Annotated in this window: 18 protein-coding genes; 11 read left to right on the top strand and 7 right to left on the bottom strand. The window is 56.3% G+C overall.

The genetic code is table 11. The features are described 5' to 3' along the window. The first annotated feature begins 50 nt into the window (after nucleotides 1–50). The 9 genes from F475_RS02330 to F475_RS02290 all read left to right on the top strand — a co-directional run bounded on the left by F475_RS02330 (nucleotide 51) and on the right by F475_RS02290 (nucleotide 8,117). A complete protein-coding gene (locus F475_RS02330) occupies nucleotides 51–1,340 on the top strand; it encodes a M23 family metallopeptidase (RefSeq protein ID WP_111453055.1) in 1,290 nt (429 codons plus the stop codon). A gap of 55 nt (nucleotides 1,341–1,395) precedes the next feature. Next, on the top strand, nucleotides 1,396–2,361 hold the full coding sequence (locus F475_RS02325) for a hypothetical protein (protein ID WP_146602927.1): 966 nt from the start codon (nucleotides 1,396–1,398) through the stop codon (nucleotides 2,359–2,361). Between the two features lie 90 nt (nucleotides 2,362–2,451). After that, on the top strand, nucleotides 2,452–2,961 hold the full coding sequence (locus F475_RS02320) for a lysozyme inhibitor LprI family protein (RefSeq protein ID WP_111453053.1): 510 nt from the start codon (nucleotides 2,452–2,454) through the stop codon (nucleotides 2,959–2,961). Between the two features lie 79 nt (nucleotides 2,962–3,040). Next, the gene (locus F475_RS02315) at nucleotides 3,041–3,502 is read left to right on the top strand and encodes a hypothetical protein (RefSeq protein ID WP_111453052.1); all 462 of its coding nucleotides are present in this window, start codon (nucleotides 3,041–3,043) and stop codon (nucleotides 3,500–3,502) included. A gap of 8 nt (nucleotides 3,503–3,510) precedes the next feature. After that, entirely contained in the window at nucleotides 3,511–4,908 is a 1,398-nt protein-coding gene (locus F475_RS02310) for a lysozyme inhibitor LprI family protein (RefSeq protein WP_177431083.1), read from the top strand. An 82-nt stretch (nucleotides 4,909–4,990) separates the two neighbouring features. Beyond that, nucleotides 4,991–5,857: a type IV pilus biogenesis/stability protein PilW gene (locus tag F475_RS02305; protein ID WP_230138909.1), complete on the top strand. Its 867-nt coding sequence runs from the start codon at nucleotides 4,991–4,993 to the stop codon at nucleotides 5,855–5,857. A 2-nt stretch (nucleotides 5,858–5,859) separates the two neighbouring features. After that, entirely contained in the window at nucleotides 5,860–6,615 is a 756-nt protein-coding gene (locus F475_RS02300) for a lysozyme inhibitor LprI family protein (RefSeq protein WP_111453050.1), read from the top strand. Nucleotides 6,616–6,646: 31 nt separating this feature from the next. Next, entirely contained in the window at nucleotides 6,647–7,639 is a 993-nt protein-coding gene (locus tag F475_RS02295) for a hypothetical protein (RefSeq protein WP_256597035.1), read from the top strand. A gap of 55 nt (nucleotides 7,640–7,694) precedes the next feature. After that, nucleotides 7,695–8,117 carry a hypothetical protein gene (locus F475_RS02290; protein ID WP_064621111.1) on the top strand — a complete coding sequence of 141 codons (423 nt, stop codon included), beginning with the start codon at nucleotides 7,695–7,697 and terminating at the stop codon, nucleotides 8,115–8,117. Between the two features lie 55 nt (nucleotides 8,118–8,172). On the opposite strand, the gene F475_RS02285 is transcribed toward F475_RS02290, so the two are convergent. Then, nucleotides 8,173–8,553, bottom strand: coding sequence for a DUF6124 family protein (locus F475_RS02285; RefSeq protein WP_064621110.1), 381 nt, complete (start codon nucleotides 8,551–8,553; stop codon nucleotides 8,173–8,175). Between the two features lie 531 nt (nucleotides 8,554–9,084). On the opposite strand from F475_RS02285, the gene F475_RS02280 reads away from it, so the two are divergent. Then, entirely contained in the window at nucleotides 9,085–9,468 is a 384-nt protein-coding gene (locus tag F475_RS02280) for a hypothetical protein (protein ID WP_018927473.1), read from the top strand. 267 nt (nucleotides 9,469–9,735) lie between these two features. On the opposite strand, the gene F475_RS02275 is transcribed toward F475_RS02280, so the two are convergent. The 6 genes from F475_RS02275 to exbB form a co-directional block, all read right to left on the bottom strand. Then, on the bottom strand, nucleotides 9,736–11,136 hold the full coding sequence (locus F475_RS02275; RefSeq protein ID WP_064621108.1) for an aminoacyl-tRNA deacylase and HDOD domain-containing protein: 1,401 nt from the start codon (nucleotides 11,134–11,136) through the stop codon (nucleotides 9,736–9,738). A gap of 78 nt (nucleotides 11,137–11,214) precedes the next feature. Then, the gene (gene recG / locus F475_RS02270) at nucleotides 11,215–13,290 is read right to left on the bottom strand and encodes an ATP-dependent DNA helicase RecG (protein WP_111453048.1); all 2,076 of its coding nucleotides are present in this window, start codon (nucleotides 13,288–13,290) and stop codon (nucleotides 11,215–11,217) included. 9 nt (nucleotides 13,291–13,299) lie between these two features. Continuing rightward, nucleotides 13,300–14,229: a hydrogen peroxide-inducible genes activator gene (locus F475_RS02265; RefSeq protein WP_008007618.1), complete on the bottom strand. Its 930-nt coding sequence runs from the start codon at nucleotides 14,227–14,229 to the stop codon at nucleotides 13,300–13,302. A gap of 188 nt (nucleotides 14,230–14,417) precedes the next feature. Then, nucleotides 14,418–15,164 (bottom strand): energy transducer TonB, encoded by a 747-nt coding sequence (locus F475_RS02260; protein ID WP_111453047.1) that lies wholly within the window; start codon nucleotides 15,162–15,164, stop codon nucleotides 14,418–14,420. Next, nucleotides 15,161–15,589: a TonB system transport protein ExbD gene (gene exbD, locus F475_RS02255; RefSeq protein ID WP_007934588.1), complete on the bottom strand. Its 429-nt coding sequence runs from the start codon at nucleotides 15,587–15,589 to the stop codon at nucleotides 15,161–15,163. The genes F475_RS02260 and exbD overlap by 4 nt, the downstream gene beginning before the upstream one ends. Nucleotides 15,590–15,595: 6 nt before the next feature. Further along, nucleotides 15,596–16,546, bottom strand: coding sequence for a tonB-system energizer ExbB (gene exbB, locus F475_RS02250; protein ID WP_064621107.1), 951 nt, complete (start codon nucleotides 16,544–16,546; stop codon nucleotides 15,596–15,598). A 189-nt stretch (nucleotides 16,547–16,735) separates the two neighbouring features. On the opposite strand from exbB, the gene F475_RS02245 reads away from it, so the two are divergent. Next, nucleotides 16,736–17,593, top strand: coding sequence for an SDR family oxidoreductase (locus F475_RS02245; protein WP_064621106.1), 858 nt, complete (start codon nucleotides 16,736–16,738; stop codon nucleotides 17,591–17,593). The last annotated feature ends 47 nt before the right edge of the window (nucleotides 17,594–17,640 follow it).

Raw genomic sequence — 17,640 nt, 5'->3', positions numbered from 1 at the left:
AGTCAGCGCTCAATGGATTTGAAAAAATTGATTAAAGATGGATCACACCTATGTTGATTAGCCCTCCATTTCTTCCTGCACCGACTGCTGGAGAGAGTGACGAAGCGTATTTGAATCGAGCGATGCTTTGCGGTGAACCGGGTGATGGCTTTTTCCCGATTAGCTTTGATTTGAACTGGCATGGCGGTACTCACCTGAAGGCCCCTAAAGAGGCTGGGCGTGCACTGCCGGTACGCGCGATTGCGGATGGAACCCTGGCCTACTTCCGCGAGCCAGCACCCGTGGACACGAGTGAAGATGCTCCTCTGAATTACAGCGGCTGGACGGACAATGGCTGCATTGTTCTTCGGCACGAAACCGAGATTGGTGAGGGTGCAAATTCGAAGGTGGTTTTCTACTCGATCTACATGCATCTTTCAAAAATAACGGTGAAAGATCCGAAGAAGGGCATGCAGATTTATCGCAAAGAAGTGCTCGGAGAGGCTGGGAAAATTTATGGAGCAGAAAATAAGATTCATTTTGAAATTATTGCTGATGATAGCCAAGTAAAAAATTTAATAGGTCGTACAGAAAGAGAACTGTCATATCAGACAATCTCCGGGAGGAGGGAGAGCTGCTGGGGGGACATGTATTTTTATTTGCCTCCTGAAGTCCTCGGGTATGCGGAGCGGCCAGGCCAATGGACAGATACAAATAATATGTCTAGTTGTGTGCGTCTTCCTGCGGACGGTCTATTTGTCCGTATGAGCTATAGCCGCGGACAGTGTCTGTTAAGTACCTTTACGCTTGACGGTGAGTGTTTGGGAGAGCAGAAAGAAGAGAAGAACTTCGAATATAATCTTTATGAAACGTCTGTAGACCGCTTTCCAGATTGTCCAAGTGCAGGTTATGAACTTCTCCGATTTGGCCGTGTACTTGGCTCGGATGCGCTCGCGCCGACGAATGCGGCACATTGGCGCAAGATCGCATTCTCTGATGGAAATGCTTGGGTTAATTTGAACAGCAGCACTGTAACTTGTTTCAGTGACGCTGATTTCCCTCAATGGTCGGGTTGGAAGTTGGTTGATGATGATGCTGATGAAGATAGTCACTGTCAGTCACCATATTTGCGGGAGTTGTTGAAGTTGGATGAGGATCCATTGTATCCGCCTTCTAGGAACATAGTGGAAATATCCAAGGCTCCTGACTTTAAGCATGTTCCGGCCAAGCCAGAAGAAGACCACGTATATAGCAAGAGCTATCGTATTAAGAAGCATAATCAAGAAATTATTGAAAAGGAGAGCTCTAAGGAAAAACTTAAGCGATGCATATTTAAGTTTCCAAGTGAGTGGGGGGGGTAATGACTTTGATATCCGTTACGGTTGGTTGAAACAAGAGTCGGAGTTGGGGCCGGCTATGCCAAAGGGTGATTACGATAAACTAAAATCCCACCAGAAAGCGATGGCTTTTTGGGAAGATGCAGGCTTGGCGGGTATCGGATCGAAGCATTGGCATTTCCCACCAAAAGAATTTGTAGGTGCTTTTAGAAAGTGTGGTTGGTTGAGCGAGAGGGAATTAACGCAGTTGCTCCCTTCAAATATATTGCGCAAAGGTAATAGTGGGTGGCTTTTTGAAGCTGTCGCGATAGGTACAGCCACAAAGTCAAAAATTTCTACAGTGAAAGATGACTTAAATAAAGCGCTGCGAAAGTTTTTAATTAGTGGTAGTCCGTTCAGAATGGCTGCTTTTTTTGGAAACTCAACTCAAGAAACGCAGTGGTTTGGCAAGCTACATGAAAATGATTCTAGCGCAAGATATTCTCCGTGGGATGGACGAGGATTCTTCCAGCTAACTTGGCCAGATAACTATGTAAAATACTGGAGATTCCGAGGGCGCAAGATCTCCGAATCGACGGCGAAATCGCTTTCAGCAGCGGCAAAATCTGCGGACAAAACTAGGGATAAGAGTTACTTGGCTGATGCCGCTCTGACATCCAAAGGATTAACATCCGAAATGATTCGGTGGAGGAGTGATGTAGGTGATAAAGGTCACGATGCGGCAATGAGTGCAGGTGCTTATTGGGCTTGGACAGGCGCAGCTCAATTTGCCGACAAGAGTCCTGTTTTGGTGCGCGATACCGAGCAGGTAGGTACAAAAAATTACGTTTATTATACTTGTGAGTCGTTTGGGCAAGTTGCATCAACTGTAAACTATGGCCGGCCGATGCCAGATCCTAGCAAGATAAAAAGTGTTTACGGAATTGTGACGCGCTACCAAGCTTACACGAACGCGTTGACTGTGTTGACTGAGCTGATGAGTTATCCTGATGCCGTAGGCAAACTAAACGAAAAGCCTGAGGATTTTAAACCGCGGCGAGAGTGATTTACTAGAAATAGTCATAGTTGATATTTGAGATGTTGTGGTTAGGTGCTTAGGTGAAATAATTTTGGGTATTGGTATGGAGAGCTTGTTGTGAAATTTTTAAGACTTGTTGTAGATTGTTTTATGGTGTTTTTTTTAAGTGGCTATAGTTTTGTTAAATATTGCAGGAGTTGGATGAATTGCAACAATGTTACTCGAGTAGTTATTTTTGTTTTAGCTGGCGCGTCACTTCCATTAATGAGCTTCGCCCAAGATGTTTGCGCTGAAAATATGGCTGAAGAGCAGAGCGCGCAGTGTGCGCAAGCGGAAATGGAAATAGCGGACGCCAAACTGAATGAAAGCTACAAGGCAGTAATTGATAGAGCGGAGTCCAGATATATTTTTCAGTATCAATCGCAGCCTGAGTTGAATAAAGCTTTTTTGGGGAAGTTGAAAGACTCTCAGAGAGCGTGGATAAAGCTACGCGATACGAACTGTTCTTTGGAAGGATTCGAAAATGAGTGGGATAAGGTTTTATATGCAGCGAATTTGAATAAATGTATCGCAAGAATGAGCTTGGATCGAGCTAAATATTTGGATGCAATAATTCCCTCGCGGTAAGAGATAAGGGTCAGATTTATGTGCGCCAGGCAAAGCTTGGTCGCCTGGGATGGGCTGCAAGTGGGAGTAGGGCGAGCACATGCGATTCAAGCTTTTAAGCGGGTTGCTGCTTGGCCTGTTGTGGATGGTGTCGGCCCATGCCGAGGTAACTACCTTCAGCCCAACCCAAGGCGCAGAGGTAACACTCACATTGGAAGGCTCTTCGCTTGCGTTATCGGTTACAAACGATGGCCACAGCGAATCCCGAACAATCACCTTTGAAGCCGAAAGCGAGCTACGTGTGCAGATTGATGATTTCAATTTCGACGGCGTGAAAGATTTCGCGATCTGGCAGGTTGATGACGGCATGAGCACTTACAACATCCACAGGATTTTTGTTTACCAGCCCAAAACCGGCACCTTCCAGGAATTACAGCCCGATTGCGGTGATGGATTCGTCAATCTGCGCGTTGATGGCAAGCGCAAAGCGTTGATCAGTACCTACTGGGAGATGAACGTCCCCAAGCAATGCACAACTCGCTTTGCAAAGCGCAAGGCCTGATGACCTGAATGAATCAAGGATTGAACACAGTGAAGCGTTTTGTTTTTGCGTTTGTCGGCGCGCTGTTGCTACCGACTTCGGCAGTGTATGCGCAGGATGACTGCACTCAGGTTCCCTCTAGTCTGGAAATGGTACCGTGTTCCGAGTCGGCCAAAAAATCTGCTGATACGCAATTGAATGTCAGTTATCAACAGTTGATGGCACGGCTTGAAGCACAGTATCGGGCAGATCCTGTGCTGGGCTCGGCGTATGCCGCAAAGGTCAAAGAGTCGCAGCGAGCTTGGCTCAAGCTGCGGGACACTGGTTGTTCTTTGGAAGCGTTCGAGATCGAGACGGGTCAACCGGCTTATGTGACGACCGTTAATTTGTGCATCGCCAGGATGAGCCGTGAGCGATCGGCGTCCCTGGAAAAAATCGCGCCTGAGCTGGTAACTCCCCCAGCCAACAAAAATGCTGCAGTGGCACCGGTCAACGATGTTTGCCCGTCCGAGGAGTTCACTCCGTTTCTGACAGCGTTTTCTGCCGATAGCGAGTCTCAGCGGCGTCTCACGGCGCTGACGGTCAAGCAACTGTTACTGAAGCCGATAGCGGGCAAGGGCCCGACGGACTTCGAGCCAGTAACAACGGGAGTGCAGGGTGCTTCGCTGACCTACCCATTGCTGGCGCCTGTCAGTCCAAGTGGGACGGTCGGGGTTGAGATTGAGAACGTCGACGACAGTCACGTCAATGTGGTGGATAAGCGGGCGGGCAACAGCAATGTAAAAATCTTCAACTTCTCTCGCCAGGCATGTTGGGTACTTGAGGGAATTGAAGACTGGTCGATCAGTGAGAAGGATCTTGTCGCAACAGGTAACCCCGGAATGAGCCGCGCGGAGAATTTCTGTTATCAACGTGCTGAGGCTTTAGGAGGGTTAGGGTTTCTTGAGCAATATCCTCTGACTGTGGAGTTGATTGAAGCGTCCTTGGAAAATTATGTATGTGCTGCAGAGTCGGGTGATGCTCAGGCGAGCCTGTCGGCGGCAAGCTTGAGTCTTTCGCAGATGGCGTCCCAGTTGGAAACCAACAAGGTTGAGGCTTTGTTCAAAGCGGCATCCAAAATACCGAGTGGAGCGTTGGCTTATGCCACGTTTTTTTGCGTAGGAAATTCCACCGACTATAGCGGCCCATGCCTGCATCCCGAGCAGGCAGAAAAGCAGGTTATTCGTGCTATTTCCATGGGCTCCGCTGACGCGATGAATTATCTGGCTTCTACCTTTGAGGGTGGCGAGTTGGGAACGAAGGATGTGTCCCGGGCGTTAGCCTGTTATCAAATGGCTGCTGACAAAGGTAATCAGTTGGGCATCGAAAACCTGGAGCGTTTGAGATCGCAAAGCGCGGAAGCGCTCAAGGCAAGTCACTGTATTTGAACCGGATGCATTGTCTTTCGATGAGTAGTTTTCCGACGGTTACGCCAAGTGCCTGGCGAGCCAAAGATAAAAAGGATTTTTCGTGAAACAGCTTTTTTTCGTCAGCAGCCTTAGGTTGGCAATGATTCTAATGAGCCTGTTGGCTTCAGCCAGTACCTTGGCCGAGGACACCCAAATCATCGGGGTTGGCGGGCACATATTGACGCTGAAGGATAAGACATGGAGTAGGCCTGTTCCGGAGTCGGCGATCGCCTCGTTTACCGCGAACGGCAAGACTTTTCCCCTCTATGTTTCCGACGTTGGTACCGAAACGCATAACGGCTGGCTAAGTCCTGACAAGAAAACATTGCTGATTAACCAGACTCTTTATGGCGTTGTAATTGGTCAGGAAGGCGAAGAGATCCCGACAGAAGAGACTAGTTGCGATTTAATTTCGATGGAAACTGGCTGCGTGCTCCATCAACACGTAGCTCGGTTTTGCTACGGCGAATGGGAGGGCAATCGATGGACTTCCGGTGAAGGGGAGGTTCTTGACCTTGTCATGAAGACGCCTTCTCCAAAGGATTTGCTGAAGCAGGTCTCAAGTATTGAGACTGTCGAATCCCGCGGGGAAGCCCTCGAATTGAGTCTGGGCACTATAAGTCTGGACGCGTATATGGCTTGCCATCCACCGGCGCGCAATGTTCAAGGTTTCAACGACCTTGGGTTTTACCTGGCTGAAGGTGGAAACGATGAGCTTGCGCTGGCGTTTTATCGAGGCGTTGAGGCGCTCGGTAAACGCACAGTGTTGATGTTGAACATCGCCGATTCACTGTGGCGCCTTGGTCGCGAAGACGAAGCGCAGCGCTATTACAGCCAATACCGCGACGCAATGAGCGCCGATGGCAAGGCGCAGAAAATTCCGCAACGTGTAGTTGAGCGATCTGTAATTCAGGGAATGAAAAATTGAATATGTTTGTGCGCTGTATCGCATTGTCCTTTGGATGCCTGTTTGCCTCCATCGCGATGGCCAAGGACGAATGCAAAGAGACCACCGTGAGCTGGCAGATCGATCTGTGCGTGGAAGCGGCACGCAAAGAAGCCGACGTACAGCTCAATGCTAGTTACAAGAAACTGCTAGCGCGGTTCGAGTCTCAGCAGCGGCGCGACCCTGAACAGGGCAAGGCGTTGATGGCGATGGCCAGAGAGGCCCAGCGCGCGTGGATCAAGCTGCGCGACACCACGTGCCCGCTCGAAGCCACGGAAAGCGAGCCCGGTGTGGCGCTGCATATTACGACTATCAACAACTGCGTGGCCAGAATGAGCCTGGAGCGTGCGGCTTATCTGGACACTATCGTCGCTGATGAGCCGGGTAATGTGGTTGATCTCAACAAGGTGTTCCTGTCCGGCTCCCAGCGCTTCGGCGATGTCGTGGCGCGTTATGTCAGCACCTTTGGCAGCCCTTGTTTGACGGTTCAGATTCTGGCGCCTAACGGCGGTTGGAGAGTGCTTTCCTCCAAGCGGTTTTGCAGTTTTGACGGCAAATCGTTTTGGGATGGCTATGCCAGTGCGTTGTTTGAGGATCATGCATTTGCTGCCGATGGTTTACACCTGACGCTCAGCTTGTTCGAGCTTCGTGGGGACGGAGAGAAGCGCCTCGCCTGCGTGATTCCGATTCAGAATGAGCAAATCAAAGAACTGAAGTGCAGCGCACCTGAGGCAGCGTGAAACCATCAGCGTAAACATTTGAAGATTGGCATTGGCCAGGCTCTTAAGTTTTATTGCTGCGCTCGGATGCATGGTCGGTTTGTCGGCTCAACCGGCATCGGCAAGTGACCTACAAACCATAGGCGAGCTGCATCCGCCGGTGGTTGCTTCGTTGGGTGATCAAAAGATCACGGTGTTCTTTTTGAAGAACAACCTTAAAGGTCAGGTTGGGGGCGTGCATGTGCCTGATGCTGAAATTTTCTACGCCCCCATGAATGCGGTGAAGCCTTCGCTGAATTATGTGTGGAAGGTCGAAGGCGAACAAATTGCTTCGGTGTTCTTCTTCGAGCGCAAATTCCCTGAGCGAGCGGGGAAGTCCATGTTTGTTCTGACAAAACACAAAGTCTCGCACAGCCATTTCGAAGGTGATTCCTATTCGGTGCTGGAACTGCCGCTCTTCAAGGACGGCGATCACTTGTCCTTGCAGTTTTTTCGCGGTGACCCGCCAGACCCTGAGTTGCAGAACTGCCGCGACGGTCTAAATCTGGAAGATGACGTAGAAGTCGAGTGTGCTTACAAGGATGCGGCGAGCATTAAGAAGCGCTTGGCAGACTTGGATGCAAAGATGATTGCGAATTCAAAACTGGGTCAGGGCAACCGTCAGAAGACACTACAAGCCGATGGTGACGCGGCCAGTGACTCTTGCCCCTCGACCGACTTTTCAACGTTCCTCTCAGCTTTCTCCGAACGCGCAGACGTGCAGAAAGCCTTCGTCCAACAACCGCTGAAAATGGTCACGACTGTGGCGGGAGATCCCGAGCCTGAGATGGAAAAACGCAGCGTCAGCGGCGATCAGATCAAGTTTCCAATCATCCCGGATCGCGGGAAACGAGAGGCCGATGGTCTTACGTTGACCGTCAAGGAAGAACGGGGCAACAACGCCACGGCGATCCTGCAGAAGCCGGATACCGATTATGTCTTCGAGTATCAGTTTGTTCGTGGGCAATGTTGGCGGCTTGCAGAAGTCTCGGATTTTTCACTTTAGGCATGCGGTAAGCTCGCACGTCATCGTTTTCAAAAAAATGAGATCAGAGGGATCTGTGAAGAAGTTATTTTTAATGCTGTTGTTGGTATTGCCGCTGACGGCCCGTAGTGAGATCACAACACAGGTCTCGTGTTTCCGTTCGCTGGAAGGTAAAAACATCAATTTCGAATTCAGAACCTATTACGACTCGGTCACCCAATGGAGCGGCGCGGGGGTTAGGTATAGCAAGTCAAAGAAGGCCATTCCTCTCGTCTATCGGAACACTGTGGAAGAAGTCATGACGGAGGACGGGCCTTATCAGTTCACGACGACTTGGGTGGAGGTTTCTGACGGTGTGGTGACGGGGGAGTATGAAAGGGCGACTCAGGGGGCTCGGGTAAACTCGATGTACTACACGAATTACAAATCCGGTAAGAAATATTCGTTCGATCAGGATATCAGCATGGAGGCGTCACCAGAGACAGGCTGTCAGTGGTGAGTCGAGATCATCGAGAAAGGGGACTCAACGTCCCCTTTCTCTTTCTGTGGTCCCTTTATGCCTTAGCCCGATGCTCCGCCGGATTCGGCGAATCGATATGATCCAGCGCTCGCTCCACCAACAACTGCACTCCATCCGCCATTCTGCTGAGCGCCAGGGCGACTGAGCGGCGGGTGCCTTCGATGTCATCGGCCAGGTCGGCGGCGATGGCGCTGATGGACTTCAGGTCTTCGGAGGCGTTGGCCAGGAGGGCTTCGGTGTCGATGTCGGGGGAGACGGTGAAGAGTTTGCCTTTGCGCTTGGGTTTTTCGTTGGGTGGTGGGGCGAAATGGTGGTCGAGGGCGCGTTCGGCGGCTTCGTGGAGTTTTCTGGAATCTAAGGATTCGTAGGGGGATGTGGCTGGGTTTTCTGGGGGATTCGGTGTTGGCTTGATCATTTGAGTAGTACCGATATTAGGAGCTAGCACCGTTTCGCTTGCACTTCGAATGAGGTGGCAGCTGTGTATAGGTGTGCAAGACCGGAATCGGCAAACCGGCAGACCCGAAGGTCTCCCACACACAGCCGCCATAACGATTCGGGAGCATAAGAAAACGCTCAATGAATAGCCATAACCGATTGTGTGCCGATTCCGGACTTGCACGTCCGAGTCACCGATTTTGCGGTGACGAACAGAGGTTATCGGTGAACGCCAAGGTCGCCTAGTTCACGGACAGCCCGGCGTTTTGAAGGAAATGTCCGAGTGGTTTGAGGGCATTAAGATCAAAAGATCGCAGCCTTCGGCAGCTCCTACAGGAATGTGTTTCTTTAGGTGTAGGTCGGGTCCCTCAGAATGAAGTGCAAAGCGTGACTTAGCGGTCATCATGCGGGAAAAACGGTTCATCTTCTTCTAACGCAACACGATGGTGGCGTTCTGGCTTGGAGCGGCTACACTGCGCCGGCCGTTCATTTTTCTTTTGAGGCTGTGCGCATGAAATTTCGTTTTCTTCTGTGGATGCTGGGTTTGTTGATGGGTAAGGCCAGTCGGACTAATCCTGCGTTTCAGCAGCAGTTGGGTGACAAGGCGTTGGTGTTTCAGCTACAGACCCTGGACGGGAAGGTGGCTCGGCATTTCTTTGTGAAGGACCAGCGCATTACCAGCAAGTCGGGCGTGTATGCCGAGCCTGCGTTTGCGATTGCCTTTAAAGACGCGGCGTATGGCTTTGCCACGATGCAGGCGAAGAACAAGCAGCTGGCGTTTATGACGGGGATTCAGGACAAGTCGATTCAGATCAAGGGCAACCCGGCGCTGGTGATCTGGTTTCAGGGGTTGACCAAGTATTTGAAGCCTAGGAAGGCTAAGCCTAAGGCTTGAGAGTGGAAGGGCTGTTGTGGCGAGGGAGCTTGCTCCCGCTGGGCTGCGAAGCGGCCCTAAAGCCTGAGACTTCGGTTGTATCTGACACACTGCGGCGGCTGGGTTGCGACTGCTGCGCAGTCGAGCGGGAGCAAGCTCCCTCGCCACAGGGGTTGGTGTATTTCAGTCAGACCGAGGTGGATTCATCGCGGGCAAGCCCGCTCCCACAGGGATTACCTGAGTCCTGTGGGAGCGTGGCTTGGTCCGGGCGGCGATCCGACGATGCTTTTAGGCCTGGCTAAATTGCGAAGCCAATTCGCGCAGCAGCACTTCAGCTTCAAGCACTTTGCTGACCACATCGTTGGCTTTGTCGCGAGTCAGCCCCACACGCTCCAGCAAGGCATCCGGAATGTCTTCATCCGGCCCCGAACCAATCCCGCGACTACGCAGCAAACGCACGGCCAAACATACGAGGTTCGGGTACTCGGCGTAGTCGCCGTCGTAGCTTGGGTCGTGCTGGAAGCGCAGGGCGGTGGCCAGCTCTTCGGGCATGTCCCAGTAGCGCATCAGCCATGAGCCGATCTGTTCGCGGCTGATGCCCAGCAGGTGTTGTTCCACGTAGCTGTGGCACAGGTGCGGGTTGACCTCCAGGTGGCGGCAGATCAGCGAGAAGTGCGGCGGGAAGACGTGGGCCAGCAGCAGGTAGCCGAAGTTGTGCAGCAGGCCGGCGAGGTAGGTCAGGCCGGCTTCCGGGCGCTGGGCGCGGGGCATGGCGCGGGTCAGGCCTTCGATGACGGCGGCGGTGTAGATCGATTGCTGCCAGTACGGCGTGGTGTGTTGCGGGTGGTCTTTGGGCAGGCTCAGGGTTTTGCCCAGGGCCAGGCCCAGCGCCAGGTTGATCACCAGGTCGAAACCCAGCACGCGGACGATGGCGTCTTCCACTGAACGAATCTTGCCCGGCGAGGCGTAGTACGGCGACGCCGCCCAGCTGACGACTTGCGCGGCCAGGGCCGGGTCGGTTTCGACCACGCCAGTGATGTCGTCGATGGTGGCGTTGGGGTCGACCCGCAGTTTGATTATTTTTTGCGCGGTTTCGGCCAGTGGCGGAATTTCGATGGTCGCTTCCAGGCGTTGCTGAATGCGCCGCGCGGTGAACGCTTGCACGGCCTGGGTGATTTCCTCGCGGTCATCGTCGGGGCGGTCGAGGTTCGGGCGGATGCTGTGCACGGCTTCGCCGAAGTTGCCGGCGCTGGCCTTGGTCAGCATGGTTTTGAAATCTTCGCTGGTGATTTCCAGCAGCACGCCCGGCTCGCCCGAGTTGATCAGCAACTTCGGTTCGCGCAGCAGGCTTTCTTCATACAGGCACGGTGAGCTGGTGAGCGCCGGCAGGCCGGGCAGCAGGCTCAGGCTGTGTTTGCCGAGCATTTTTACCAGGCGTTCGGTGGATACGGCGGTCAACCGGCGGCCGGTGAGTTCGGCGAGGCGGTTGAGGTCGAGCAATTGACTTTGCGGAAACAGCACCATGAGCGCGCCGACGGCATCGTCCAGCAAAACCGCCTGCACTTTGCGTGAGGCGTTCAGGCCGTGATGGTCGAGGACTTCCTGGTAGGCGATGCCCAGTTTGCCGAGCAGCAGCCGAATAACAGACGGAGCGTGCGGGGTTTCAGGGGCGAGGGCAGCTTCTGTCATGGTCTGTATCCGTTTTCAAACAATTGCAGGAGTATAACCAGCTTGTTTAAGGCCAGGGTCCAGAAACTGCGACAGTGCTCACACTTGGCCGTATTGCTGCCCATGGCGTAGCCAGCGGTCGAGCAGCGGGCTGACGTGATCCGGCCAGCGTTCGAGCAAGGCTTGGGCGGCGTCGCGCACGGCGGGCAGTAAATCGGCATCGCGCATCAGGTCCGCGACCTTGAATTGCAGCAGGCCGGTCTGGCGTGTGCCGAGCATTTCGCCGGGGCCGCGCAGTTCGAGGTCTTTTTCGGCGATGACAAAACCGTCGTTGGTTTCGCGCATGATGCCCAGCCGCTGACGGCCGATCTGCGACAGCGGTGGATGGTAGAGCAGCACGCAATGGCTGACGGCGCTGCCCCGGCCGACGCGGCCACGCAACTGGTGCAATTGTGCGAGGCCAAGGCGTTCGGGGTTTTCGATGATCATCAGGCTGGCGTTGGGCACGTCCACGCCAACTTCGATCACGGTGGTGGCGACCAGCAGTTGCAGGTTGCCGGCCTTGAATTCGGCCATGACGGCAGCTTTTTCGGCGGGCTTCATGCGGCCGTGGATCAGGCCGACCTTCAACTCGCCGAGGGCGGCGGTGAGGTCTTCGTGTGTGGTTTCGGCGGCCTGGCAGGTCAGCTCTTCCGATTCTTCAATCAGCGTGCACACCCAATAGGCCTGACGGCCCTCGGCACAAGCGCCGCGCACCCGTTCGATCACTTCGACGCGCCGGGTGTCGGTGACCAGCACCGTGTTCACCGGGGTGCGACCGGGGGGCAGTTCGTCGAGGATCGAGGTGTCGAGGTCGGCGTAGGCGCTCATGGCCAGCGTCCGCGGGATTGGCGTGGCGGTCATGATCAGCTGGTGCGGACACATCCGCCCGCCGACGCCTTTCTGCCGCAATGCCAAGCGCTGCTGCACGCCGAAGCGGTGTTGTTCGTCGATGATCGCCAGTGCCAGGTTCTTGAACTGCACTTCGTCCTGGAACAACGCGTGGGTGCCGACCACCATCGGTGCGCCGCCCGCGATCTGCTCCAGCGCGGCCACGCGGTTTTTGCCCTTGAGCTTGCCCGCCAGCCACGCAACTTCGATGCCCAGCGGTTCGAGCCAGCGCTTGAAGGTGATGAAGTGCTGCTCGGCGAGGATTTCGGTGGGCGCCATCAGCGCGACCTGATAACCCGCTTCCAGCGCCTGAAGCGCGGCGAGGGCGGCAACCACGGTTTTGCCCGCGCCCACGTCGCCCTGAATCAGCCGCAGCATCGGTTCGTGCTGGCTGAGGTCGTAAGCGATTTCGTTGCCGACCCGTTGCTGGGCGCCGGTCGGGGTGAAGCCGAGGTTAGCCAGATACTGTTGTGGCAGTTTCGTGGCTTTGGGCATGGCCGGCGCGCGCAGGGCACGCATGCTCTCGCGCAGGCGCTGCTGGGACAGTTGATGGGTCAGCAGCTCTTCGAAGGCCAGGCGGTGCTGGGCCCAGTGATGACCGAGGGCGAGCTCATCGACGTCAGCATCGGCGGGCGGGTGATGCAGGTAGCGGATCGCATCGGCCAGCGGCGCCAGTTGATAATCCCTGGCCAGTTCGGTCGGTAGCCAGTCGGGCAGGCTGCTGGGGCCGAGCAGGGTCAGGGTTTGCATGCACAATTGGCGCAAACGCTGCTGGGTCAGGCCTTCGGTGAGCGGGTAGACCGGGGTCAGGGTTTCATCCACCGGCGGCGGCTCGTCACCGGTGATGGCGCGGTATTCCGGGTGGTAGATTTCCAGCCCCGAGGCGCCGGGCCGGGCTTCGCCGTAGCAGCGAATCCGTGTGCCGCGTTTGAGGCCTTCTTTCTGGGCGTTGCTGAAATGGTAGAAGCGCAGGCTGAGCCCGCCGGTGCTGTCCTGCAGACGAACAACCAGGCTACGGCGCCGGCCCATGACCACATCGGCGCCGCTGACGGTGCCTTCGATCACCGCGTCTTGCCCGGGTCGCAAATGGCCGATCGGGACCACGCGAGTGCGGTCCTGATAGCGCAACGGCAGGTGGAACAGCACGTCCTGGAGATTCTCCAGACCGACCTTGGCGAGTTTCTCGGCCATGGCTTCGCCGACACCCTTGAGTGCCGTCACCGACACTTGCGACAACTCGGTCATGACAGCGACTTAACCGGCCACCACCGGCGCTGGCGGCTTGGCCACCGAGCACAGGCGAATGGAGTCGGCGAGGATTTCAATCGCCTTGGGCCGCGGGAAGCTCGCGCGCCAGGCGATGGCTACGGTGCGGAACGGCACCGGCGCACTCAATGGACGCACTTCGATCACGCCGGGGGCGTAGTGGTGGCTGTCCACCGCCGACAGCGGCAGGATCGAAATGCCCAGGCCAGAGGCGACCATGTGGCGGATGGTTTCCAGCGAGCTGGATTCCACCGTGGTGTGCTTGGCACCGTCGTTGCCTTTGGCCAGGGTCGGGCAGGCTTCCAGCACTTGATCGCGGAAGCAGTGGCCTTCGCCGAGCAGCAGCAGGCTCTTGTCGTTGAGCAGAGCGGCGTCGATGGATTCTTTTTGCGTCCACGGGTGTTGGGCCGGCATCAGGACGTAGAACGGCTCGTCGTAGAGCTGCAACGTCAGTACATCGGCTTCGTTGAACGGCAGGGCGATGATGATCGCGTCGAGCTCGCCGTTGCGCAGTTTGTCGCGCAGCACGTGGGTGAAGTTTTCTTCGATGTACAACGGCATCTGCGGGGCGACCCGGTGCAGTTGTGGAATCAGGTGCGGGAACAGGTACGGGCCGACGGTGTAGATCGCGCCGACTTTCAGCGGCGCGGTCAGCTGGTTCTTGCCGGCCTGGGCCAGTTCGCGGATGCCTTGGGCCTGTTCCAGGACTTTCTGTGCCTGGGCAACAATGCCTTCACCGACCGGGGTCAGGCGCACGGCGCTCTTGCTGCGCTCGAAAATCAGCACACCGAGTTCGTCTTCAAGCTTTTTCACGCCCACCGACAGGGTCGGCTGGCTGACGTGGCAACGCTCGGCCGCGTGACCGAAGTGCTGCTCTTGGGCGAGGGTAACGATGTAGCGTAATTCTGTGAGAGTCATAGCAAGCGTCCATGAAGTTGCGGGCCAAGCATACCGGCTGCAATCGATAGACGCACGTTATCAGACTGAGTGTGCTAAGTGACACTGGGCAATGCAGGTTTGCCGTTTCCAGATATGCAAAAAGGCACCTTTCGGTGCCTTTTATAGGTTTTGTAACCGCCGAAGAACCTGTGGGGGCGGCGGTGTTTTTAGCGTCGGCGTTCCAGCGAGTAAACAAACGGTGCAACGATTTCGATGGTGCCGTTGTTCAGCATGTCGGCCGGTGGCTTGGGCAGCGGTTGGGCGCGGCGGATCATTTCCAGGGTAGCCCGGTCCAGATCGGCGTTGCCGGAGCGGCCCACCAGTTCGAACGACAGCACGTTACCTTCGGCATCCACCACAAAGCGCAGACGGTTCAAACCTTCCTTGCCGCGTTGCTGTGCGCTGGCCGGGTACTTTTTGTACTTGGCCAGGTGCGCGAGCAGGGTGCCTTGCCAACTGGCCTTGGCGGCTTGTTGCGCGGGCGATGGGCCGGGTGCCGGCTGAGCGGATTTCTCCGTCGGCGCCTGGGTTGGCTGCGTGTCGCTAGGCTTCTCCTCGGAAGGCTTTTCCTTCAGTGGCTCCGGCTTTTTCTCTACAGGCTTGGGCGGTTGCGGCTTCGGCTTGGGTTTGACCGGCTTGGGCACGGCAATCTCGGCTTTCGGCGCTTCAGCGAGTTTTGGAATCGGCAGTTCTTCCACCGGTGCCGGTGGCTGTGGCGGCGTGATCACCTTCGGCGGTGCGGGCGGTGGCGGGGCCGGCATCGGCGCTAGCTCGACCATCATCGCTTGCGGCGGCAGCTCGATCGGCGGGCGTGACGTCCAGTTCAGCGCCAGTGCAATGGCCAGCGCATGGACGCCCAGCACCACGGCCAGGCTACCGCTGTAACGCGTCAGCTTTTGGCGCGTGTTGATCATTTTTTGGCTGCCGTCTCGAGTCCGACCAGACCGACCTTCAGGTAGCCGGCGGCGCGCAGGGCGTCCATCACGCTCATCAGGTCGCCGTAGTCCACGCCTTTGTCGGCCTGGAAGAAGATCGTCGTGTCTTTCTTGCCCTGGGTCTTGGCGTCGAGTGTGGCGCCGAGGGCTTCGGTCTTCACTTCGTCTTCGCCGAGGAACAGGCGCTGGTCAGCTTTGACGCTGAGGAACACCGGTTTCTCTGGCCGCGGCGCCGGTTTGGCGGTGGAGGCGGGCAGGTCGACCTTGATGTCCACGGTGGCCAGCGGCGCCGCCACCATGAAGATGATCAACAGCACCAGCATTACGTCGATGAACGGCGTGACGTTGATTTCGTGGTTCTCGGCCAGATCGTCGTCTGCGCCTTCTTTCAAATGCAGGCCCATGGCCGATTACCCCACTTTCACCATGTGCGGTTGCGAGCTGCGCTCGGGCGGCTGGTGGTCGAGGTCGCGGCTGACCAGCAGCAGGACTTCCGCCGAGGCGTCGGACACTTGTGCCTTGTAACCGGCAATGGAGCGGGCGAAGACGTTGTAGATGACCACCGCAGGAATCGCTGCAACCAGACCCAGCGCGGTCGCCAGCAGGGCTTCGGCGATGCCGGGGGCCACGACGGCGAGGTTGGTGGTCTGGGTTTTGGCGATGCCGATGAAGCTGTTCATGATGCCCCATACGGTACCGAACAGGCCGACGAACGGCGCGGTGGAACCGATGGTGGCCAGCACGCCGGTGCCGCTGCTCATGTTGCGACCGCAGGCGGCAACCAGGCGCTCGAGGCGAAAGCTCACGCGTTCCTTGATGCCTTCCTTCTCGCGGCTGTTGGCCGACAGGCGCATTTCTTCCAGCGCGTCATGGACCAGCAGGTTGGCCAGGGTGCCTTCCTTGGCCGCCGTGGTGCTGGCTTCCTTAAGGGTGGCGGCTTTTTTCAGATGAGCGATTTCAGCGCGCAGACGACGCTTGGCGCCCATCAGCTCGAAGCCCTTGGCGATCCAGATGGTCCAGGTGATGATCGAGGCGATGGCCAGGCCGATCATCACGATTTTCACGATAATATCGGCGTTCTTGTACATGCCCCATGGCGACAGGTCGTGGGCCATGCCCAGGGAGTTGTCGGCTTCGAGAGCTTGCGGCATGTCCGCGGCGTCTACGGCCTGGACCGGATCGGTCGCGACAGGTGCGGTTTGAACGGCTGGTGTTTGAGTGGCCGCAGGCTGTGTGGCCGGCGCTTGCGCATCGGCGAATGCGGCGGTCGGCGCCAGCATCAGGCTGAGCAGCAGGGCGGCTACCGCGCTCCAGGCGCGAGGTCGTTTGGTTGGCGAAGCGGAGAGTTGATTGCGTGTCATGCTGGCCGGACCTGAGAGGAAAAGACGGTAAGTGTTCTTCCAGGCCTCGTAAGGCCGAGAACAAAAGTGGCTGGCATTATTGCAATTAATTCTTGTTAACAAAAGTAATAGCGTCTCTTTTTTTCTTCCATTGCTAGCTGCTTATCCATTTCGGGCGCTAGTCTGTACCTTTCTTGAGGGAGTCTTCTGATGTCCGCGCCTTCTGTTTTGATCGCCGGCTGCGGTGATGTCGGCAGCCGTCTGGCTACGCAATTGCTGGCAGGGCACTGGCAGGTTTATGGTCTGCGCCGCAATGTGTCGCGCTTGCCAGCCGGAGTGGTTGGCGTTGCGGGTGACCTGTTCAGCGCGCAATGCCCGGCTGACTGGCCGACCACGCCACTGGACTATCTGGTGTACAGCGCCGCTGCCACCGACCACGACGAGGCGGGCTATCGCGCCGCCTATGTCGAAGGCTTGCAGCATGTGCTGGGATGGTTGAAACAACATGGCCAGCAGCCAAAGCGCATTCTGTTTGTCTCCAGCAGCAGTGTTTACGGTCAGCAGGACGGTGAGTGGGTCGATGAAACCTCGCCGACGGTGGCGGGCGGTTATTCGGGGCGTTTGATGCTGGAAGCCGAGCAAGTGGCGCGTGATAGCGGCATCCCGGCCAGCATCGTGCGTCTGACCGGTATTTATGGTCCGGGTCGAGAGTGGCTACTGACTCAGGTTCGTCGCGGTTATCGCGTGGCGATCGATCCCCCGTTGTACGCCAATCGCATTCACGTCGACGACGCGGCGGGGTTGCTGGCGTTCCTGCTTGAGGCGGATCGGCGTGGAGTGGCGCTGGATGATGCCTATATAGGTGTCGATGATGCGCCTGCGCCAATGGCAGAGGTGGTGGGCTGGTTGCGTGAGTATCTGGGCGTGACCGAGTGGGCCGATGATGCCAGTGTGCGTCGTGCCGGCAGCAAGCGCTGCAGTAACTCCCGGGCGAAGGCGTTGGGCTGGACACCGCGCTATCCGAGTTTTCGCGAAGGTTATGCCGCGATCCTCGAAGGCCGCTGCTGACTTCCGGTCACCTCAAACCAAATGTGGGAGCAGGCTTGCTCGCGAAG

The sequence above is a fragment of the Pseudomonas sp. URMO17WK12:I6 genome, from assembly GCF_003253625.1.
Lineage (GTDB): Bacteria > Pseudomonadota > Gammaproteobacteria > Pseudomonadales > Pseudomonadaceae > Aquipseudomonas.
This window is presented reverse-complemented; position numbering and strand designations above follow the sequence as displayed.